Below are 18,045 nucleotides of genomic sequence, written 5' to 3' on the forward strand. Positions count from 1 at the left end.
CTTTTCACTGTAAATAGCCTTTCGTGATAAATAGCTTTGAACGGTAAATAGATTTGCACGATAAACTGCTATATAATCTTGCCCCAATCAAAACTGTCTCACCCCTTTCTTAGGTGATGCACTCTTTCGATAGTAAATCACTTCAGACTGTTAATAAGGTAGATACCAATGCGTCCAAATGACCGCGCTGTAGATCAAATTCGTCCAATTAAAATTACTCGTAACTACACAGCTTATGCTGAAGGTTCTGTATTAGTTGAGTTCGGCAACACTAAAGTTCTATGTAATGCGACGGTAGAAGAAAACGTACCGCGTTGGTTAAAAGGCCAAGGAAAGGGTTGGGTAACGGCTGAATACGGCATGCTGCCACGTGCAACGCACACTCGTAACCGTCGTGAAGCGGCGAGCGGCAAGCAAGGTGGTCGTACGATGGAAATCCAACGTCTGATCGCTCGTAGCCTACGTGCTGTTGTTGACCTGAAAGTAATGGGTGAAATTATGATCACTGTCGATTGTGATGTTATCCAAGCAGACGGCGGTACTCGTACTGCTTCTATCTCAGGTGCAAGCGTTGCAATGGCTGATGCTATCAACAGCCTACTAGCAAGCGGCAAACTGAAAAAGAACCCAATGAAAGGCCACGTAGCGGCAGTTTCAGTGGGCATCGTTGGTGCACAAGCACTGTGTGACCTTGAGTACGTTGAAGACTCAGCAGCCGATACCGACATGAACGTTGTAATGACGGAAGACGGTAAGATGATTGAGATTCAAGGTACCGCAGAAGGCGAACCGTTCAGCCACGAAGAGTTGATGCAGCTTTTAGCCCTGGCGAATAAGGGCATTGCTGATATTGTTGAAGCGCAGAAGTCGGCGTTAGCAGAATAGTTTTTAGATAGCTCCTTTTTTAAGGGGCTATTTTTTTATTTTCGTCATATATAACTCTACACCAGCGTTAGCTGCAATTTTTCACCCTAATCACATAGGTCCCCTATGCTCATAGGGCTGAAAAACCTTGCTGCCTTGTTGTAGAGCTATCTATTTAGAAAATACATCATTGTTAGCTTCCTGAGCGATTGGAAGTTAGGAACTGGAAAGTAAATTAATTTAGAGGATGAGCATGAAAGCATATCAACGTGAATTTATTGAATTTGCACTAGAGAAAGAAGTACTTAAGTTTGGTGAGTTTACTTTAAAGTCTGGCCGCAAGAGCCCTTACTTCTTCAATGCTGGATTGTTTAATACAGGTCGTGACCTAGCGCGCTTAGGTCGCTTCTACGCAGCAGCATTGGCTGATTCTGGCATTGAGTTTGATGTACTATTTGGTCCTGCATACAAAGGTATCCCAATTGCAACGACGACAGCGGTTGCACTAGCGGATCACCACGATGTAGACACGCCTTACTGCTTCAACCGTAAAGAAGCGAAAAACCACGGTGAAGGTGGCAACCTTGTCGGTAGCGCGCTTGAAGGTCGCATCATGTTAGTGGACGACGTGATCACTGCAGGTACTGCGATTCGTGAGTCGATGGAAATCATCCAAGCAAATGGCGCTGATTTAGCGGGCGTGCTTGTTGCTATCGACCGTCAAGAGAAGGGCAAAGGCGAACTGTCTGCGATTCAAGAAGTTGAGCGTGACTTCGGTTGTGCGATTATCTCAATCGTTAGCCTGACTGACTTGGTGACTTTCCTTGAAGAGAAAGGCACAGACGCAGCACATCTAGAGTCAGTAAAAGCGTACCGCGCTCAATACGGCATCTAATACTACTCGTAATTAGACTATAGAATGCACAAGGGGCTGATGATTCATCAGCCCCTTTCCTTTTGGTTCAGTATTCATTATTTATAACGAATGCCGCGCTCCACTTCTGGGTCTTCCATGGTCTTAAAGCGCTTGTGCAGCCACATCCACTGTTCTGGTGCTCTTAAGATAATCTTCTCAAGGTAGCGGTTCATGTAGGCGGCAGCCGCTTTCTCATCTTTCTGTGGATAGTCATCTTCAATTGATTCATCGGCCATGATCTCATATTTGCCATCGGCATTTCTAAAACCAGACCCCGGAACAAGTGCACATCGGCTAGTGTAAGCTAGGATACTGGTGCCTGTTGTGGTACACGCATCTTCTACTGCGAAGAAAGGCACAAACACAGACTTGTTACGACCGTAATCATGATCCGGTAGGTAGAAAAGGATCTCACCTTGACGCAGGATTCGAATCATACGCTTCACGTCTTTACGGTGAATCAGGCGGTTGCCGTTTTGAGTACGACCACGGTATTGAATGAATTCATAAGCCGGATTGTTGTGCGGGCGATAAACACCTAAACCAGAAATACCTAATACAGCCATTGCTCGCGCAGTGATCTCTAGATTTAAGGCATGCACACAGCATAGAAGAACACCTTTACCGTTGGCTTTATGTGTACGCAGTGTTTGGGTGTCTTTATCTACTAGGATTCGCTTGAAACGCCACGTTGGCCAGAACCAGGTAATGCCGGTTTCGATGAGTGCCATACCTGTGTTCTTAAAGTTCTCACTGACCATTGCCGCGACTTCATCTGCTGGCTTGTCTGGGAAGGCGAGCTCCAAGTTACGTGTTGCTACCGCGACGCGCTTTTTACCATAGCGAGCACCCAAAGAGCCTAACGATCGGCCTAACAGCAGTAAGAGGCGATAAGGGAGAACGTTAACAATAAGCGCCAATAACCCAAAACCAAACCATACACCCCAATATTTAGGGTGAAGTAGAGCTAGAGTAAAAGGCGGCTTAGTAATCACGTGTTGTGCTGTGCCGTTTGCTGAAGAAGTTTTCGTCGTCATAACCATCACTTAAGATTTGATTGCCACTTAATTTGATTGCTACTTAATCTGAGCGCTTAGCAGTGCCCAATAAGCATCAAAGTTTTCTGTTGGTTGATATTTGAAGTCTGAGCGAACAAATCGATTCAAGCTGCCTTCAACTTGACCGAGCAGTTGAGCGGCTAAGATTTTCTCATCAACCGGGAATGATTTCCCTTCACGAAGCTTTCTTTCACGCAGGATCTGGCGAAGTTGCGTCTCAATGCGTTCGAAAAGTTGGTTGATGCGATCACGCAGGCGTTCATTTTCAAACATTAGAGCATGACCAGACAAAATTCGAGTCAGGCCTGGGTTACGTTCTGAGAAAACTAAGATAAGTTGTAGTACTAGGCGTATGCGCTCTAGCGTGTCTTTCTCTTCATCCAGAATACGGTTGATTCGAGACATCAATGCTTCTTCAATGAACTCGATCAGGCCTTCAAACATGCGGGCTTTGCTTGGGAAGTGGCGGTATAACGCAGCTTCAGAAACACCAACTTGCTTGGCCAACTTTACCGTTGTGATACGAGAAGCACCTTCGGTCGATTCCAACATTTGTGCGAGAGCTTGTAGGATTTCTTCACGACGGTTTGATTTTCGAGTACCAGCCATCTATTTACTTCCTTTCCTAAAGATGAGGATTGAGTGAAGAAGGATTATAAACACCATTCAATTCTGTTTCCTAGTTTTGTGAGCCCTAGGTCAACAGAATCGAGAGGTGTCAGCAGATTGTCAGAGCAAATTTGTGCGTTTATGCATCAATAAGCTGTTGGATCTGAGCGAGGATCTGGAAACCAAGTGTGTCTTTGCTTTCCAGTGGCAGAGATTTATCGCCGCCTTTCCAATAAAGATGCAGCTCATTGCTACTGCTATTGAAGCCTTGACCTTCGACTGAAACGTCGTTAGCGCAGATCATGTCGAGGTTCTTTCTTTCTAACTTACCGCGCGCGTATTTTTCAACATCTTGAGTTTCAGCTGCGAAGCCGACAGTAAATGGGCGACCTTCGGTCATTGAAGCGACAGAAGCGACGATATCTGGGTTTTTAACCATTTGAATGGTCATGTCGTCTTTACCGTCGACCTTTTTAAGCTTTTGGTCTGCAATGGTCTCAGGGCGGTAATCGGCAACTGCGGCGCAGCTGATGAAAATATCGTGTTGAGAAGCGTTAGCAGTAACGGCATCAAACATCTGTTGTGCGCTGTCGACATCAATACGATTAACTTTATTTGGCGTTGCTAATGAAACAGGGCCGCTGATTAGAGTCACTGTTGCGCCTTGTTTCGCGGCTGCTTCAGCCAGTGCATAGCCCATCTTGCCCGAGCTGTGGTTGGTAATGTAACGCACCGGGTCAATCGCTTCACGAGTCGGGCCTGCAGTAATAAGCACAGAACGGCCAGCAAGTGGCTTAGGTTGGAAGAAGTCTTCACAGCGATGCACGAGCTGCATTGGCTCTAACATACGACCCATACCGACATCACCACACGCTTGCTCGCCAGCCGCTGGCCCCCAAACTTCACAACCACGACGTTTTAGTGTCGCAATGTTCTCTTGAGTGGCAGGGTGGCTGTACATTTGTTGGTTCATTGCCGGAGATACCGCAACTGGCGCATCGGTTGCTAAAACCAAAGTGGTCAGTAGGTCGTTACCCATGCCCGCTGTCATACGAGCAATCAGGTCTGCGGTTGCTGGCGCTAGTAATACCAAGTCAGCCCACTTTGCGAGCTCAATGTGCCCCATGGAAGCCTCAGCAGCAGGATCAAGCAAACTATCAGACACTGGCCTTCCAGAGACGGCTTGCATGGTGAGAGGAGTAATGAACTCCTTGGCTGCATTCGTCATCACGACTTGTACTTGTGCTCCACGTTCAATTAAGCGTCGAGTCAGTTCGGCACATTTATACGCAGCGATACCACCACTAATGCCAAGTAGGATTTTTTTCCCAGCCAGGCCTTGTAGGTCAGCGTTATCCAGTTGATTAACCAATGTTTGCATGATTCTGTTCCTTAATTTCTCTGCGACTTACGATATCAGAACAAAGGATAAGTGCCTAGAAGCAGAACTCGAACAGAGTTGACGCTCATCAAGTTGGTGTTATCAAACTTATCAATTACACGATTTTGTTAGTGTCTCGTTTCCTTTGATCTCTATCGAAGGATCTCTGATTACGATCTCATTAAGGTGATGGGTTGTGTTCATGACCAATGATTGTCTTTATATGCCAATAGATAAAATACCTGCCGAATCGATGCCGAGAGAAAAGTTGTTAAATAGAGGGCCTGATTCTTTGAGTGATGCTGAACTGCTCGCGATATTCCTGCGAACAGGGACACAAGGAATGAACGTGTTGGAACTCGCTGACAAGTTGATCAAAGACTTTGGCTCACTCCGTCATCTTTTTTCAGCAACACAGGAAGAGTTTTGTGCTCATAAAGGGATGGGGCAGGCCAAGTATGTTCAATTGCAGGCTGTATTAGAGATGACGCAGCGTTATCTAGCAGAGACTTTATCTCGTGGAGATGCGCTTACTAGCCCAAGTCATACTAAGCTTTATCTCTCGAGCATGTTGCGCGATCGCCAGCGAGAAGCCTTTTATATATTGTTCCTTGATAACCAAAATAGGGTAATAAAGGACGAGGTGATGTTTGAAGGAACCATCGATGCCGCATCGGTTTACCCGCGGGAAGTGGTTAAACGGGCACTTCATCATAATGCGGCGGCATTAATCTTAGCTCATAACCATCCTTCAGGTGTTGCTGAGCCCAGCCAAGCGGATAGGCGGATTACACGCCGATTAACCGACGCATTAGCGCTGGTGGACATCCGAGTTCTCGACCATTTTGTCGTTGGAGATGGTGAAGTTGTCTCTTTTGCAGAGCGTGGATGGATTTGAATCACATTTTAGGTTGTTAGTTGCGTTAAATCTGCTATTATTCCGCCCACATTTTTAGACCTAAAATCAGCTCTGATTACTCAAGCAAGCTGCGCTGCACAAAAAAAGATCACGAAATCCGTAAAAAGGATCTGTTCGGGTCTTGAGCAATGCGTGTCAAGTTAGTATAATGCGCGACCTTTGATAGCCTTGTATGGATTTTCCATAACGGTTTTTACCTTCTATTTTAATTGATAGAGAGGTTCGGCCACCAAGGTTGATATCGAGCTGAAACGATTGGAGAAGACATTCATGTCCCGAGTATGCCAAGTAACTGGTAAGCGTCCAGTAACGGGTAACAACCGTTCACACGCACGCAATGCTACTAAGCGCCGTTTTCTGCCGAACCTACAAACTCATCGTTTCTGGGTAGAGAGCGAAAAACGTTTTGTTAAACTACGTCTAACTGCTAAAGGCATGCGTATCATTGATAAGAAAGGCATCGATGCTGTTCTTGTTGATATCCGTGCACGTGGCGAAAACGTTTAAGAGGAATTAAGCAATGGCTAAAGGCATTCGTGAGAAAATTCGTCTAGTATCTTCTGCAGGTACTGGTCACTTCTACACAACCGATAAGAACAAGCGTAACATGCCAGGCAAATTTGAGATCAAAAAGTTTGATCCAGTAGTTCGCCAACACGTTATGTACAAAGAAGCTAAAATCAAGTAATTGATGCTTTTTTTGCTCTTCTTCAGTAGAAGAAAGAATTGAAAAACCCAGTTTAATCGCTGGGTTTTTTTATATCTACAATTTGAGGACTCAATTATTCTTGCTTGATATAGCCTCTGATAGATAGAAATCTGTACAACATAGAAAGTATTGCCACTTTCACGATATACTGAATGTTCAATAGGTTAGATGAGCAGAATCAGATGAGATATCGTGGACGCCGGTGGAACAACATACTCATGTTCAGTGTGATCGCTTTTATTGGCGTGTTAAACCTTCCAACATTGATCAAAGCGTACCTTATCGAGCCTGAACCGCAGGTTGATAGCCCTTATCCTTATCTCCTGAACCCAACAGCAAAGCTTCAAGCGTTACACTTTGCTAAGTGGTCTGTCATTCAACAAGATAATCAATGGGTTTACCAGTTCGAAGATACTGACTTTCCTCAAGCCACCAATGCACAAGAGCTGTCACAACGTTGGAAAGAGCTTGTGGGCACGGAAGTCGACTCACAGACCTACACAGACCTTACGCCTCGGTTAAATACACCACACACCATCGAAGTATGGTATCAAGACCAAGAAGAGCCCCAGCGTATTACCTATTATCAATTGCCTGAGTTCTGGTTGTTAAAAAACTGGAATGATCAGTGGTTGGCGGTGTCTATTGAAGAGAGCTACCTGTTTCCAAGCTTTAACGCTAACCACTCCTCTAAATCGGACGACTAACTATGCCTGAATTACCCGAAGTCGAAGTAAGCCGTATGGGGATCTCGCCTCATTTAGTTGGCGAGACCATTAAAACCCTTACTTTTCGCACGCCTAAGCTGCGTTGGGATATCCCACAAGAGCTAAAAGCATTAGAAGGGCAGGTGATTCGCTCTATCTCGCGTCGTGCAAAGTACCTATTGATTGAAACGGATACTGGCACTGCCATTGTTCACCTTGGTATGTCTGGCTCACTACGCGTATTAGATGCTGACTTCCCAGCAGCAAAGCACGATCACGTGGATCTTAAGCTCACCAATGGCAAAGTATTGCGCTACAACGACCCTCGCCGCTTTGGCGCTTGGTTGTGGTCGGCGCCTGATGAAGTCCACTCTGTGTTGCTTGGTTCTGGTCCTGAGCCGTTAACGGACGACTTTAACGCTGATTACATCGCTGAGAAAGCAGAAAAGCGTAAAGTCGCAGTCAAGCAGTTCATCATGGACAACAAAGTAGTGGTCGGTGTCGGGAATATCTACGCTAACGAAGCCTTGTTCTCTGCAAAAATCCACCCGTTACGATCGGCAAACAAAGTGACCAAAGCCGAATGGATCTTGTTAACCGATGAGATTAAACAAGTACTCGCAACGGCTATCAAGCAAGGTGGTACTACGCTGAAAGATTTTTCTCAGGCTGATGGTAAACCAGGCTACTTCGCACAAGAGCTGCAAGTGTATGGTAAAGCAGGTGAAAAGTGTCCAAGCTGCGAAGCATTGATTCAAGAGCTAAAAATCGGACAGCGCAATACGTTTTATTGCGAAGAGTGCCAAGTATAGAAAATCTGAACTCGTGTTCACTTTTTATTGCTAGTCGATAGGCTAGCGAGTGGCTACAATTGTACTAATTATATGAATTGAGAATAGTAGAATGAAATATTTAGTAACTGGCGTTGCTGGTTTTATTGGCTCTGCAGTGTCAGAGCGACTATGTGCGGCAGGGCATGAGGTTGTTGGTATCGATAACCTAAATGACTACTACGAAGTCTCTCTGAAACATGATCGCCTAAAGCGCATTGAGCATGAAAAGCTTACCTTCATCGAGCTGGATCTTGCTGATAGAGAAGGCATGGCAACGTTGTTTGCTGAACAGAAATTTGATCGTGTGATTCATTTAGCGGCACAAGCGGGCGTTCGTTACTCAATTGATAACCCAATGGCGTATGCCGATAGCAACCTTGTCGGTCACTTAGCTATTCTTGAAGGTTGTCGCCATAATAAGGTTGAACACCTCGTTTATGCTTCATCGAGTTCCGTTTATGGCTTGAATCAAAAAATGCCATTCCATACAGCAGACAGTGTTGATCACCCGATTTCACTGTACGCCGCGACTAAGAAGTCGAATGAGTTGATGGCGCATACCTATTCTCATTTATACGACGTACCAACGACAGGTCTTCGCTTCTTTACGGTTTACGGCCCTTGGAGTCGCCCTGATATGGCGATGTTCAAGTTTGCGAATCTAATCGTAGCGGGCAAAGAAATCGACATTTATAACAACGGCGACATGATGCGTGACTTCACTTATATCGATGATATCGTTGAAGGTATTATTCGTGTTCAAGATCGTATACCAGCCAAGCAACCAGATTGGACCGTTGAGCAAGGGTCACCAGCAACCAGTTCTGCTCCGTATCGCGTGTTTAACATCGGTCATGGCAGCCCGGTTAAATTAATGGACTACATCGAAGCATTAGAAGGTGCTTTAGGTGTTGAAGCGAAAAAGAACTTCATGCCAATGCAACCAGGTGATGTGTACGCGACTTATGCTGATACGGAAGATCTGTTTGAAGCGGTTGGCTACAAGCCTCAAGTTAAGATCCAAGAAGGCGCGAAAGCTTTCGCGGATTGGTATAAAGCCTATTACTCGCTGTAGTAATTGATAGCTTTTAATTAAAAATAGCGCTCAATGAGCGCTATTTTTGTTTTTTCGGTGTAGATCAAGCGAATTACTTAGCTGTTTTTATTTTGATTTCAGCCGCAACTTTTTGTGGTACAAACTGACTAATGTCCCCACCATGAATAGCCACTTCTCGAACTATTGTCGAAGAAAGAAATGCATACTCTTCTGATGGGGTTAGAAACACACTTTCAAGGCCGGGCAGGAGTTTTCGGTACATACTCGTGAGACCGAATTCGTATTCAAAATCCATGGTCGTTCTGAGGCCGCGTACTAGCACATTAGCTTTCTGTTGTTTGACAAAATCGACCAGTAACCCAGAAAACCCCTCAACAGACACGTTAGGTAAGTGAGACACAGCATCCCGCAACAGCTCTACTCGTTCCTCTAACTTAAACATGGTCTTTTTGCTTGGGCTCGCGGCCACCCCAACGGTGATATGATCAAACATGCTCGCGGCACGGACGATAATATCGAGGTGACCATTGGTTACCGGATCAAAAGTACCAGGGTAGATAACGTGTGTGGTCATATTAGCGGTCCTTGCTTAGTGTTTTTATGGAATTTAAGGCTTTGTCGAGTGTCTGCTTTACCATGTCGAGCGTGATGTCTTTCATTAAATCATTGCCTTTTGCTCGGGTTCCCCATGGAAGGTCTTTAACCGGTTTCCCTTGTTGTGCTTCTACATGTTGTTGATAAACACTGACCACGATATCCAGATCGTTGTAAGGGCCAGTTCTACGGGGATCGCTATGTGCGTACAAGCCGATTACAGGCGTAGACTGTGTTGTTGCCAGGTGTGCTGGGCCTGTATCTGGTGCGATTACCACTGTCGCATGTTTAAGTACGGCAGTGAGCTGCTTGAGGTTGGTTTTGCCAATTAAGTTGATGACAGGAGATTGACATAAGGCTTCGATGTCGCTACCTAGGTTAATTTCTCTTGGTGCCGGAGAACCACATAACACCACTTGCATGCCTTGTTCGACAGCATAATCAGCAATAGCTGCATATCGCTCAGTTAACCAGTTACGCGAATCCTTACTGGCTGCAGGAGAGATAACCAAGGTTGGCTTATCAGCCATAGTGTCGATGGCTAGCTGTTCATCTTCAGGTGTTAAAGGGATATCCCATTGAGGCTTATCGAAGGGGGCACCAATGTAGCGAGCAAATTCGGCAAAGTTATCCAACACATGAAACTTATCTGAAATAGGTAGGTGGTGGTTGGTAAAGAGTGACTGCATTTCACTAGTACGGTTTTTGCCAAATCCCACTTTGCACTTCGCCTTTATCCCCCAAGATAGCACGCTGGCTCTGAGTGCGGCTTGCATATGCAGAAGTGCATCAAATTTACGATCAGATAGCTGACGCCATAATTCACGCATTCCTTTGAAGCCTTGTTTCTTATCGAAAACAATCACCTCAATACCGGGTAGATCGCCGATCAGCATGGCTTCTATTTTGCCCGTTATCCAAGTGATTTTCGTTTCAGGCCACTGCTTCTGGATGGCTTGAACCACAGAAATAGCATGACAAACATCGCCAATCGCGGAGAGGCGAAGTATGCAAAGAGATTGAGGTGCAGTTGAGAACAGTGACATAAAGTGCCCGAAAAAAGTGAATAACATCAGAATTATGCAGATACTCGCATTAGTTGTAAAATAGCAATGACGAAAAGCGACCCAAAGGCCTCATAGATGGAAACGATTAGCACCAAGAACCAAACAATTTGGTACGACCCTGAACTTTTGGCTCAGGTACCAGAGGGCGATATCGCTCAGATTTTTGAGGCTGAATATTGGCAGCAACAAGACGCCATTTCAGGCAGTGCTCAAGGACGCGGTACCACATGGTTCATTCAGCTTGATGGAATACAGGCCGCATTGCGCCATTATCGCCGTGGCGGATTGTTTGGGAAGCTAGTCGAAGATCAATATCGTTTCTCTGATTGGGAAAACACGCGCTGTGCAATGGAGCTCAACGTTCTCAATGTCTTGGCTAATGCAGGTGTTAATGTACCGAAGCCCATTGCTGCTAGAGCCATTAAAAGCGGGCTGCTTTATCGAGCGGACTTAATGTCTGAACGAATTCCCAATGCCAAAGATCTGGTTGATGTCTTGGTCAATGGCCCGATAGATGCGGATATTTATCGTCGAATTGGGCAAGAGGTACGCAAGATGCACGATGCTGGGGTTAATCATACCGATCTCAACATTCATAATATCTTGCTTGATGACTCGCAAAGGGTGTGGATCATTGATTTTGATAAGTGTGGTCATCAAGCGGGTGATGACTGGAAAGAAGGCAACTTGAATCGCTTAAAGCGCTCGTTCTTAAAAGAAGTGAACAAGCGCCAGATTCAATGGCAAGAGCCGGATTGGGAACTGTTATTGCAAGGCTACCAAGGTTAGTTGCTGTTAGTTAAGAGTGGTGACTAGCTAAGAAGGCCATTAGCTAAGAATGGTCATTAATTAAGAATGTATACCAAGGTTTTATCCAACGCCCCTCGATTCTGTTCAACCACTTGATAAGCCGCTAAGCCTTTAGTTTTACGCAGTTCTGATTGTTTGAACAGTTGTTGGAGTTGGCCAGCGATATCTTGGCTATTTTGACAAATAGTGACGGCTTGAGCTTCAAGCAGTTTGTCTGTGATCTCGCTGAAGTTAAAATAGCTAGGGCCATTGAGTAAAGGTAACTGCAGTGCCGCAGGCTCTAGAAGATTATGGCCACCCACCTTACCGCCCACAAGGCTTCCTCCCATAAAGCACACATCAGATCCGCCGAGTAATACCAACATTTCTCCCATCGTATCCGCAATATAAACTTCAACATTAGAGGTGATTGGTTGCTGACTCGTTCGAGTGATAGTCTTGAAGCCGTGCTCTTGAGCTAGCTCAGACACTTGGTTAAATCTCTCTGGGTGACGAGGCACAATCATCAGCAAGGTATTCGGATTGTCTTTAAGGAGCTGTTTATGAGCGTCTAAGACAATTTCATCTTCGCCTTGATGAGTGCTGGCTGCTATCCACACACAGCGTTCAAAGCCAATTTGTTCACGTAACGCTTTGCCTTTTGATACTTGTTCAGCTGAAACTTCAATATCAAACTTGATCGATCCAGTCACATGCACAGATGCTTTATCTAACCCTAATCGTATAAAACGCTCAGCATCACTTGGGTATTGGCAAAGTACTTGAGAGAGATTTTTGGCTAAGAGATCAAAAACGGCTTGGAATTTAGCATAACGCTGGCACGAGCGTTCAGATAGGCGAGCGTTGAGTACCGAAATGGGGATTCCAGCTTTCGCGACGCAGTGCAGTGTATTTGGCCATAACTCGGTTTCCATGATTAGCATCTGTTTAGGCTGAACAGTCTTCAAAAAACCTCGAATACACCAAGAAAAATCAATCGGCATGTAGCGATGCTCGACTAAATCACCGAGTTTTTCTATCTGCTCTGCACCCGTGCTGGTTGTCGTGGTAACGATAATGGCTTGGTTTGGATTGCGTCGCTTCAGTTGCTTGATGATCGGTACGGCGGCAATCGATTCACCAACCGATACTGCGTGAATCCAGATAGGATTCTTACCTTGAGTTTGCGGTGTGATCCCGAAATGTTCTTTCCAACGCTGACCAAAACTTGGCTTTCCAGGTTTGCTCGTATAAAGCCCATACAGCAGTAGCGGAGAAGCTAATGACAATATGAGAGTATAGATAAGTCGTATAAGCATAAGAACAGTGACACCAGAAGGCAAAATCAATATTCAGAAGAGTATTTTCTTCAATCTCGAAAGTAAAGAGCGTTATAATTAAATGCTTAGTTGCGCTTTCAAACGGACATGGTGAATTTTATCTCATCGCTTATGCAAACCGATCAAACCTATCGTTTCTTGCTCTACGTCGAGCAAAATTATTCATTTGCTATTCTTCGCCCATTCTATGATTACGCGAAGCAACTCGGCCATGAGGTTAAGTGGTTGCTTGTTGGTGAAGACGCTTCTGAACATCTTTTACTGGATCAAGAGCAGAGCGTCTCTTTGACAGAAGCTATTGCTTTTAATCCTTCTGCCGTTCTAGTGCCCGGTGATCGTGTTCCAGCGTTTATTCCAGGGTTGAAGGTACAAGTATTTCATGGTTTGAACGAGAGCAAACGTGGGAACTTATACCCTGAACGTGGTCTATTTGATTTGTATTGCACCGAAGGCCATGAAAGAACAAGCTCGCTTGAGCCGCTAGCTAAGCAGCGCGGCTATTTTCAAGTTAAAGAGACCGGGTGGCTGAAGCTCGATAGCTTGTTTAATTATCAAACCAGTGACAAGCATTTTGAAAGACCGCAAATTCTATTCGCTTCTACCTTTTCGCCAAGCTTATCGTGTGCAGAGTTGGTTTATGAAGAGCTTAAGCGCCTCAGTCAACTGAGTCAGTGGCAATGGTTAGTGACTCTTCATCCGAAAATGAATCAAGAGACGAGAGCGAAATATCAAGCACTGGAAGGGGATAACCTTCTCTTTTTCGATAATGACCGAGTGATTGAAATGCAACATCGTGCTGATGTTATGGTGTGTGACAACTCATCGATATTTCAGGAATTCTTGTTGCTCAATAAGCCTGTTGTCACGGTAAATAATCGAGACCCTCAAGCAAGCTTTATTAACATTACTCAAGCCGAGCAATTAGAGTCAGCAATTCAACAAGCTATGCTGCCTGATGAAACAAGAGATAACGCTATCGCTCATTACGGCCCGTCAATAACGCCATATTTAGATGGGCAATCCTCAGCGAGAGTTCTGAGTGCTATTACGGATGTGCTAGAAAGCGGCTGGCAAGATAACAAGCCAAAAAATTGGATTCGTAACTTTAAAATCCGTAAATCATTAAACTATTGGAAATTCTAGGGCTGAATAATGAGAAAACATACCCTGTCTGTCATTGTTATTACCAAGAATGAAGAAGACCGAATTGAAACTTGCCTTAAATCTGTGGTTGATATTGCCGATGAGCTAATTGTGTTAGACAGCGGATCAACGGACGCAACCGTTGAGATATGCCAAAAATACACAGATAACGTGACCATCACAGATTGGCCTGGCTTTGGTAAGCAAAAACAGCGAGCGCTAGATAAAGCGACATGTGATTGGGTGCTATCAATTGATGCTGACGAAGCTCTCGATAAAGAGATGAGCGACGCTCTTGTTGAACTATTAAAACAAGATCAAATCAAACACACTGCTTATAAACTTCCTTGGGGAGTGACTCTTTATGGCACGACTCTAAAACATGGCCGCAGTGCTCGTGCAGTATTAAGACTGTTTAAGAGAGAAGGCTCTCGATATACGTTAGACGAGGTTCACGAGACCGTCGTTCCGGAGCAAGGCTCTACAGGGATATTGAAGGGATTTCTTCTTCATTACACCCATCGTGACTATGGCCACGGCCTAGATAAAGCAGCGCAGTACGCCTGGCTCGGCTCGCAAAAGTACCATCGTAAAGGCAAGAAATCACACGGCTTATTCCTTGCTCTACTTCGAGCGATGTGGACGTTTTTCCTTGTGTACATTATCCGTCGTGGCTTTATGGATGGTAGTGTCGGTTTCATTATGGCTATGACTTACGCTCAGGTGAATTTCAATAAATATGTCGGCTTGTGGATTCTTGAAAATCGCTCAGAAGACCGTTCAACAGACCAAGCTAAATAGGGACCGATAGATGAAGATTTTAGTTTGTGCATCTTACTTACATGCATGGAATAGTTTGCGTCCAGAAGCTGCGATTTTTATCGAACTAGCTCGTCAAGGGCATCAAGTGACGATAATGACTCAGGGAGAATCTGAGCACGTATCGAAGCTAGAAGAGCATGGTATCCGAGTAGTAGATGGCTATCCGAAACGTAAAATTTGTTTTGACACCATTAAAAAGATTCGCCACGAGCTGAAAACTCATGATTACGACATCTGCTATGCTTTTAACTCAAAGACGATACCTAATGCGGCGTTTGCGTGTATTGGTTTCAACGTTAAATTAGTCGTTTATCGAGGCACTACTGGCGGGTTATATCGACATGACCCTAGTGCTTATTTAACTCAACTTCACCCTCGTGTAGACGGTATTGTCTGTGTTTCAGAAGCGGTGCGACAAGACGTGGTAAAACGAGTTTGGAAGAACAAAGATAACGTTGTTACCATATACAAAGGGCATGAATTGGATTGGTATAAAGTACCACCAACCGAGCGTTCTGAGTTTGGTTTGAATGAAGATGATGTCGTCGCGATTACTGCAGCGCACGTAAGGCCAAGTAAGGGCATCTCTGTCTTACTTGAGTCGACCAAATACATTACTGCACCGAACTTCCATTTGATCTTAGCGGGCAGCGGCTATGAGACTCATTTTGATGAGATGAAAGCAAGTCCTATGAGTGAGCGTATTCACTACATTGGTCATCGTACTGACATCCCTTCAATCATGTGTATGGCTGACTTTCAAGTTCAACCATCGATCAGCGGAGAAGGGCTACCACGCACTATTGTTGAAGCAATGGCCAATGGTACTACTTCTGTAGTCACGACTACTGGTGGAGCACCTGAACTCGTTGTGGATGGTGAAACGGGTTATATTGTCCCTACGGGAGACGCTAAAGCATTGGGTGAGGCTATGGACAAGCTCGCACAAGACAAGGCCAAGTGCACAGCCATGAGTGAAGCGGCTAAGAAGCGCCTAGATGAAAGCTTTAGCTCACGAGTGACAGTGAAGAAGCATTTGGAATTTTTTGATAGATTGTTGAGTAAATAATGATGAACCTGTATTTGTGTTCTACATTACGACACTTTCTATTTGCTTTATTGAAATCATTAAATGAGATAGAGCAGAAAAGTAGAATCATAGTTGTTACGGATCAACAGGGACTTGATCCTGAAAGCTTCGATTTGTCTATCTTACCCAGTACCATTACCGTGAAGTTTATTGAGAGAAAAAAACTTCTTGAAGAAATATATAGTGGTGGTATGGGAATTATTCATAAATGCTTTGCTGTTGCTAATTATCAAAATGATTTTTTCAAAAAGAGAACCGATAATAAGCTATATGAAAGTGAAATATTAAGTGAGCCATTCACAACCGAAAATACTCGTTTGTTTTTATTTAATGATCGTAACCGCCTTTCAAGACTAATACGTTTAGCTTTCCCCTTTTATGAAGTTATAGAAGACGGGTTGTCGAATTATACAGGCACTGAGCTAAGTTTCACTGACCGTTTTTTTTGTAATAAAAAAGGTCGACGTTATATTGGAGATGATAGACGCTGTAAATTTATCCATTTACTAACCCCTGAATTGGCTCCTAGTAAAATTGCAAGCAAAGTACAACGTATAGACTTCATCGTTCCTAATAACGTCAACACATTCTTGTATTCAATTTTTAAGTTGGATAATTCAAACGTAGTGATCCCTGATGTAATCATTGCAACTCAACCTATCTCTATCTCTGGCATGAACGAGTCAGGAAAGGATATAGACATTTATCGTAAGATGGCGGAGTACCTTGAAGATCAAAACTGTACATATGCTTTTAAAGTACACCCTAGAGAAAATGAAGATAAGTATAAAAGTGCGTTTCCAGATTCAAAGTTTATAAAAAGCAAAGTCCCATTGGAGTTGTTGGTGTTTGGTTCTACAAGCTCACCAGTAGTCCTATCGGTGTACTCTAGTGCTGGCATGGGATTTGAAGGTTTTTGCCGTAGAATGACTTTGATAGCGGATGATGAAGCTGAGATTCAGGCTGAGATTTATAATAAATGGAAAGAAAGTCTTTTAGACTTAAATAAACGCTTAGAGGCAATGTTTTGATGAAAAAAATGGTTTTTGTGATATCAGCTTTGCGGGGAGGTGGAGCAGAGAAGTTTGTTCTTAACCTTTATAAGGCGATGGAAAAATATCAAGACTATGAGTGTCATATTGTCTCAATAGAAAAAGCTGTTGAACACGATATTGCAGGGTATAGAGTACACTTTGTTAGTGATTTTTGTAACGTATCTAAAAAGGGTTTAAGACGTCTTTCATATAAGAAAAATGTGGCAAAATCCATAGATGCATATATCACTAAGAAAATCTCAAAAGATGCATTGGTACTGAGTAACATGTTACTTGCTGACAAAATAATGTCTGAAAGTACTTTAAAAACTCATCATGTGATACATAGCTCATATTCTTCTGCGTTTTTAAGAGGCAAGAGTTGGATTAAAAAGAAACAAATACAAAGAAAAATCAATACTACGTATAAAAATCATCCGTTGATCTTTGTTTCCGAAGCTTCAAAATGTGAGTATGAATCATCATTTGAGTCTAAATTTTCAAATACTGTTATTTATAACCCAACAGAGTTAGCAGAACTTAAAGATTTAGCTGATGAACCTGTTGATGTGGATAGTTTAGGTGACTATCTTGTTCACATTGGACGATTCAATCGAGCTAAGCGACATGACCGTTTAATTGATGCATTCTCAAAAATGACTAACACATCAGTCAAGCTTGTCTTACTTGGAAATGGTGGCCTGTTAGAGAAAGCTCAGCAACAAGTTAAAGCCCTAGGTCTTGAAGAACGTGTTATTTTTAAAGGTTTTTTAGCGAACCCATACCCTTATTTAAAGCATTCTAAAGGCTTAGTGCTGACCTCTGATTTCGAGGGTTTGCCTACGGTATTAATAGAGGCAATAGCCCTTGAAAAGCCGTTACTTACTACAAATTGTTCGGGTGGTATCTATGAAATAGTTGGTGATAATCAATCCGTAATTTCGGCAGAAAGTGACTTACCCATGCATATGGAAAAAATTCTAGCTGACAAGCAATGTTATACCGTTCCATTTGATAATAAATTTTCGGCTATGTGTATAGCTAACGCTTACCACCAGCTAAACGTATCCTAGAATCGATGACTTGCAAGTTGTATTGCTTTCTTGGGGGAAG

General features: G+C 43.8%; 20 protein-coding genes. 14 read left to right on the plus strand and 6 right to left on the minus strand.

The features are described 5' to 3' along the window. Positions 1 to 168: 168 nt before the first annotated feature. Positions 169 to 885 (plus strand): ribonuclease PH, encoded by a 717-nt coding sequence (rph, locus tag AB4167_RS13170; RefSeq protein ID WP_019826449.1) that lies wholly within the window; start codon positions 169 to 171, stop codon positions 883 to 885. Positions 886 to 1,117: 232 nt separating this feature from the next. Beyond that, positions 1,118 to 1,759 carry an orotate phosphoribosyltransferase gene (gene pyrE / locus AB4167_RS13175; protein WP_017059267.1) on the plus strand — a complete coding sequence of 214 codons (642 nt, stop codon included), beginning with the start codon at positions 1,118 to 1,120 and terminating at the stop codon, positions 1,757 to 1,759. A 77-nt stretch (positions 1,760 to 1,836) separates the two neighbouring features. On the opposite strand, the gene lpxL is transcribed toward pyrE, so the two are convergent. The 3 genes from lpxL to coaBC all read right to left on the minus strand — a co-directional run bounded on the left by lpxL (position 1,837) and on the right by coaBC (position 4,828). Next, positions 1,837 to 2,817: an LpxL/LpxP family Kdo(2)-lipid IV(A) lauroyl/palmitoleoyl acyltransferase gene (lpxL, locus tag AB4167_RS13180; RefSeq protein ID WP_017063085.1), complete on the minus strand. Its 981-nt coding sequence runs from the start codon at positions 2,815 to 2,817 to the stop codon at positions 1,837 to 1,839. A gap of 39 nt (positions 2,818 to 2,856) precedes the next feature. Beyond that, positions 2,857 to 3,447 (minus strand): nucleoid occlusion factor SlmA, encoded by a 591-nt coding sequence (gene slmA / locus AB4167_RS13185; protein WP_004741428.1) that lies wholly within the window; start codon positions 3,445 to 3,447, stop codon positions 2,857 to 2,859. Between the two features lie 139 nt (positions 3,448 to 3,586). Beyond that, positions 3,587 to 4,828 (minus strand): bifunctional phosphopantothenoylcysteine decarboxylase/phosphopantothenate--cysteine ligase CoaBC, encoded by a 1,242-nt coding sequence (gene coaBC / locus AB4167_RS13190; protein ID WP_136977374.1) that lies wholly within the window; start codon positions 4,826 to 4,828, stop codon positions 3,587 to 3,589. 223 nt (positions 4,829 to 5,051) lie between these two features. Between coaBC and radC the strand changes: the two genes are divergently transcribed. The 6 genes from radC (at position 5,052) to AB4167_RS13220 (ending at position 9,071) form a co-directional block, all read left to right on the plus strand. Then, positions 5,052 to 5,726, plus strand: a complete 675-nt coding sequence (radC, locus tag AB4167_RS13195) for a DNA repair protein RadC (protein WP_017071069.1) — start codon at positions 5,052 to 5,054, stop codon at positions 5,724 to 5,726. A 291-nt stretch (positions 5,727 to 6,017) separates the two neighbouring features. Then, on the plus strand, positions 6,018 to 6,254 hold the full coding sequence (rpmB, locus tag AB4167_RS13200; RefSeq protein ID WP_004728407.1) for a 50S ribosomal protein L28: 237 nt from the start codon (positions 6,018 to 6,020) through the stop codon (positions 6,252 to 6,254). A 13-nt stretch (positions 6,255 to 6,267) separates the two neighbouring features. After that, a complete protein-coding gene (gene rpmG / locus AB4167_RS13205; RefSeq protein ID WP_002535344.1) occupies positions 6,268 to 6,435 on the plus strand; it encodes a 50S ribosomal protein L33 in 168 nt (55 codons plus the stop codon). Positions 6,436 to 6,638: 203 nt separating this feature from the next. Further along, positions 6,639 to 7,163 carry a hypothetical protein gene (locus tag AB4167_RS13210; RefSeq protein WP_032546317.1) on the plus strand — a complete coding sequence of 175 codons (525 nt, stop codon included), beginning with the start codon at positions 6,639 to 6,641 and terminating at the stop codon, positions 7,161 to 7,163. Between the two features lie 2 nt (positions 7,164 to 7,165). Beyond that, on the plus strand, positions 7,166 to 7,975 hold the full coding sequence (gene mutM, locus AB4167_RS13215) for a bifunctional DNA-formamidopyrimidine glycosylase/DNA-(apurinic or apyrimidinic site) lyase (protein ID WP_136974382.1): 810 nt from the start codon (positions 7,166 to 7,168) through the stop codon (positions 7,973 to 7,975). Between the two features lie 91 nt (positions 7,976 to 8,066). Continuing rightward, positions 8,067 to 9,071, plus strand: coding sequence for an NAD-dependent epimerase (locus AB4167_RS13220; RefSeq protein WP_136977372.1), 1,005 nt, complete (start codon positions 8,067 to 8,069; stop codon positions 9,069 to 9,071). Between the two features lie 73 nt (positions 9,072 to 9,144). Here AB4167_RS13220 and coaD read toward each other — a convergent pair whose 3' ends face one another. Beyond that, positions 9,145 to 9,627 carry a pantetheine-phosphate adenylyltransferase gene (gene coaD, locus AB4167_RS13225; protein ID WP_048661322.1) on the minus strand — a complete coding sequence of 161 codons (483 nt, stop codon included), beginning with the start codon at positions 9,625 to 9,627 and terminating at the stop codon, positions 9,145 to 9,147. A 1-nt stretch (position 9,628) separates the two neighbouring features. Then, positions 9,629 to 10,693 carry a glycosyltransferase family 9 protein gene (locus AB4167_RS13230; RefSeq protein WP_136977370.1) on the minus strand — a complete coding sequence of 355 codons (1,065 nt, stop codon included), beginning with the start codon at positions 10,691 to 10,693 and terminating at the stop codon, positions 9,629 to 9,631. 96 nt (positions 10,694 to 10,789) lie between these two features. On the opposite strand from AB4167_RS13230, the gene AB4167_RS13235 reads away from it, so the two are divergent. Continuing rightward, positions 10,790 to 11,503, plus strand: coding sequence for a 3-deoxy-D-manno-octulosonic acid kinase (locus AB4167_RS13235; protein WP_136977368.1), 714 nt, complete (start codon positions 10,790 to 10,792; stop codon positions 11,501 to 11,503). 56 nt (positions 11,504 to 11,559) lie between these two features. On the opposite strand, the gene waaA is transcribed toward AB4167_RS13235, so the two are convergent. After that, a complete protein-coding gene (gene waaA, locus AB4167_RS13240) occupies positions 11,560 to 12,822 on the minus strand; it encodes a lipid IV(A) 3-deoxy-D-manno-octulosonic acid transferase (protein WP_136977366.1) in 1,263 nt (420 codons plus the stop codon). A gap of 132 nt (positions 12,823 to 12,954) precedes the next feature. Between waaA and AB4167_RS13245 the strand changes: the two genes are divergently transcribed. From AB4167_RS13245 to AB4167_RS13265, 5 genes are read left to right on the plus strand one after another with little or no spacing between them, the layout of a single operon-like run. Further along, entirely contained in the window at positions 12,955 to 13,986 is a 1,032-nt protein-coding gene (locus tag AB4167_RS13245; RefSeq protein ID WP_136977365.1) for a UDP-N-acetylglucosamine 2-epimerase, read from the plus strand. Positions 13,987 to 13,995: 9 nt separating this feature from the next. Then, entirely contained in the window at positions 13,996 to 14,787 is a 792-nt protein-coding gene (locus AB4167_RS13250; protein ID WP_017069246.1) for a glycosyltransferase family 2 protein, read from the plus strand. A 10-nt stretch (positions 14,788 to 14,797) separates the two neighbouring features. Continuing rightward, complete coding sequence (locus AB4167_RS13255; RefSeq protein WP_136977364.1) at positions 14,798 to 15,877, plus strand: glycosyltransferase family 4 protein; 1,080 nt, start codon at positions 14,798 to 14,800, stop codon at positions 15,875 to 15,877. Beyond that, on the plus strand, positions 15,877 to 16,929 hold the full coding sequence (locus AB4167_RS13260; protein ID WP_240698154.1) for a glycosyltransferase family 52: 1,053 nt from the start codon (positions 15,877 to 15,879) through the stop codon (positions 16,927 to 16,929). Before AB4167_RS13255 ends, AB4167_RS13260 begins: the two co-directional genes overlap by 1 nt. Then, a complete protein-coding gene (locus tag AB4167_RS13265) occupies positions 16,929 to 18,005 on the plus strand; it encodes a glycosyltransferase (RefSeq protein WP_240698153.1) in 1,077 nt (358 codons plus the stop codon). The genes AB4167_RS13260 and AB4167_RS13265 overlap by 1 nt, the downstream gene beginning before the upstream one ends. Positions 18,006 to 18,045 lie beyond the last annotated feature (40 nt).

Source organism: Vibrio sp. 10N.286.49.E11 (assembly GCF_041469505.1).
GTDB classification, from domain to species: Bacteria; Pseudomonadota; Gammaproteobacteria; order Enterobacterales; family Vibrionaceae; genus Vibrio; species Vibrio crassostreae_C.

What these genes read in the sequence shown, in the direction of transcription:
- rph (WP_019826449.1), top strand. Translation starts at nt 169, where the DNA reads ATGCGTCCAAATGACCGCGCTGTAGATCAAATTCGTCCAATTAAAATT.
- pyrE (WP_017059267.1), top strand. Translation starts at nt 1,118, where the DNA reads ATGAAAGCATATCAACGTGAATTTATTGAATTTGCACTAGAGAAAGAA.
- lpxL (WP_017063085.1), bottom strand. Translation starts at nt 2,817, where the DNA reads ATGACGACGAAAACTTCTTCAGCAAACGGCACAGCACAACACGTGATT.
- slmA (WP_004741428.1), bottom strand. Translation starts at nt 3,447, where the DNA reads ATGGCTGGTACTCGAAAATCAAACCGTCGTGAAGAAATCCTACAAGCT.
- coaBC (WP_136977374.1), bottom strand. Translation starts at nt 4,828, where the DNA reads ATGCAAACATTGGTTAATCAACTGGATAACGCTGACCTACAAGGCCTG.
- radC (WP_017071069.1), top strand. Translation starts at nt 5,052, where the DNA reads ATGCCAATAGATAAAATACCTGCCGAATCGATGCCGAGAGAAAAGTTG.
- rpmB (WP_004728407.1), top strand. Translation starts at nt 6,018, where the DNA reads ATGTCCCGAGTATGCCAAGTAACTGGTAAGCGTCCAGTAACGGGTAAC.
- rpmG (WP_002535344.1), top strand. Translation starts at nt 6,268, where the DNA reads ATGGCTAAAGGCATTCGTGAGAAAATTCGTCTAGTATCTTCTGCAGGT.
- AB4167_RS13210 (WP_032546317.1), top strand. Translation starts at nt 6,639, where the DNA reads ATGAGATATCGTGGACGCCGGTGGAACAACATACTCATGTTCAGTGTG.
- mutM (WP_136974382.1), top strand. Translation starts at nt 7,166, where the DNA reads ATGCCTGAATTACCCGAAGTCGAAGTAAGCCGTATGGGGATCTCGCCT.
- AB4167_RS13220 (WP_136977372.1), top strand. Translation starts at nt 8,067, where the DNA reads ATGAAATATTTAGTAACTGGCGTTGCTGGTTTTATTGGCTCTGCAGTG.
- coaD (WP_048661322.1), bottom strand. Translation starts at nt 9,627, where the DNA reads ATGACCACACACGTTATCTACCCTGGTACTTTTGATCCGGTAACCAAT.
- AB4167_RS13230 (WP_136977370.1), bottom strand. Translation starts at nt 10,693, where the DNA reads ATGTCACTGTTCTCAACTGCACCTCAATCTCTTTGCATACTTCGCCTC.
- AB4167_RS13235 (WP_136977368.1), top strand. Translation starts at nt 10,790, where the DNA reads ATGGAAACGATTAGCACCAAGAACCAAACAATTTGGTACGACCCTGAA.
- waaA (WP_136977366.1), bottom strand. Translation starts at nt 12,822, where the DNA reads ATGCTTATACGACTTATCTATACTCTCATATTGTCATTAGCTTCTCCG.
- AB4167_RS13245 (WP_136977365.1), top strand. Translation starts at nt 12,955, where the DNA reads ATGCAAACCGATCAAACCTATCGTTTCTTGCTCTACGTCGAGCAAAAT.
- AB4167_RS13250 (WP_017069246.1), top strand. Translation starts at nt 13,996, where the DNA reads ATGAGAAAACATACCCTGTCTGTCATTGTTATTACCAAGAATGAAGAA.
- AB4167_RS13255 (WP_136977364.1), top strand. Translation starts at nt 14,798, where the DNA reads ATGAAGATTTTAGTTTGTGCATCTTACTTACATGCATGGAATAGTTTG.
- AB4167_RS13260 (WP_240698154.1), top strand. Translation starts at nt 15,877, where the DNA reads ATGATGAACCTGTATTTGTGTTCTACATTACGACACTTTCTATTTGCT.
- AB4167_RS13265 (WP_240698153.1), top strand. Translation starts at nt 16,929, where the DNA reads ATGAAAAAAATGGTTTTTGTGATATCAGCTTTGCGGGGAGGTGGAGCA.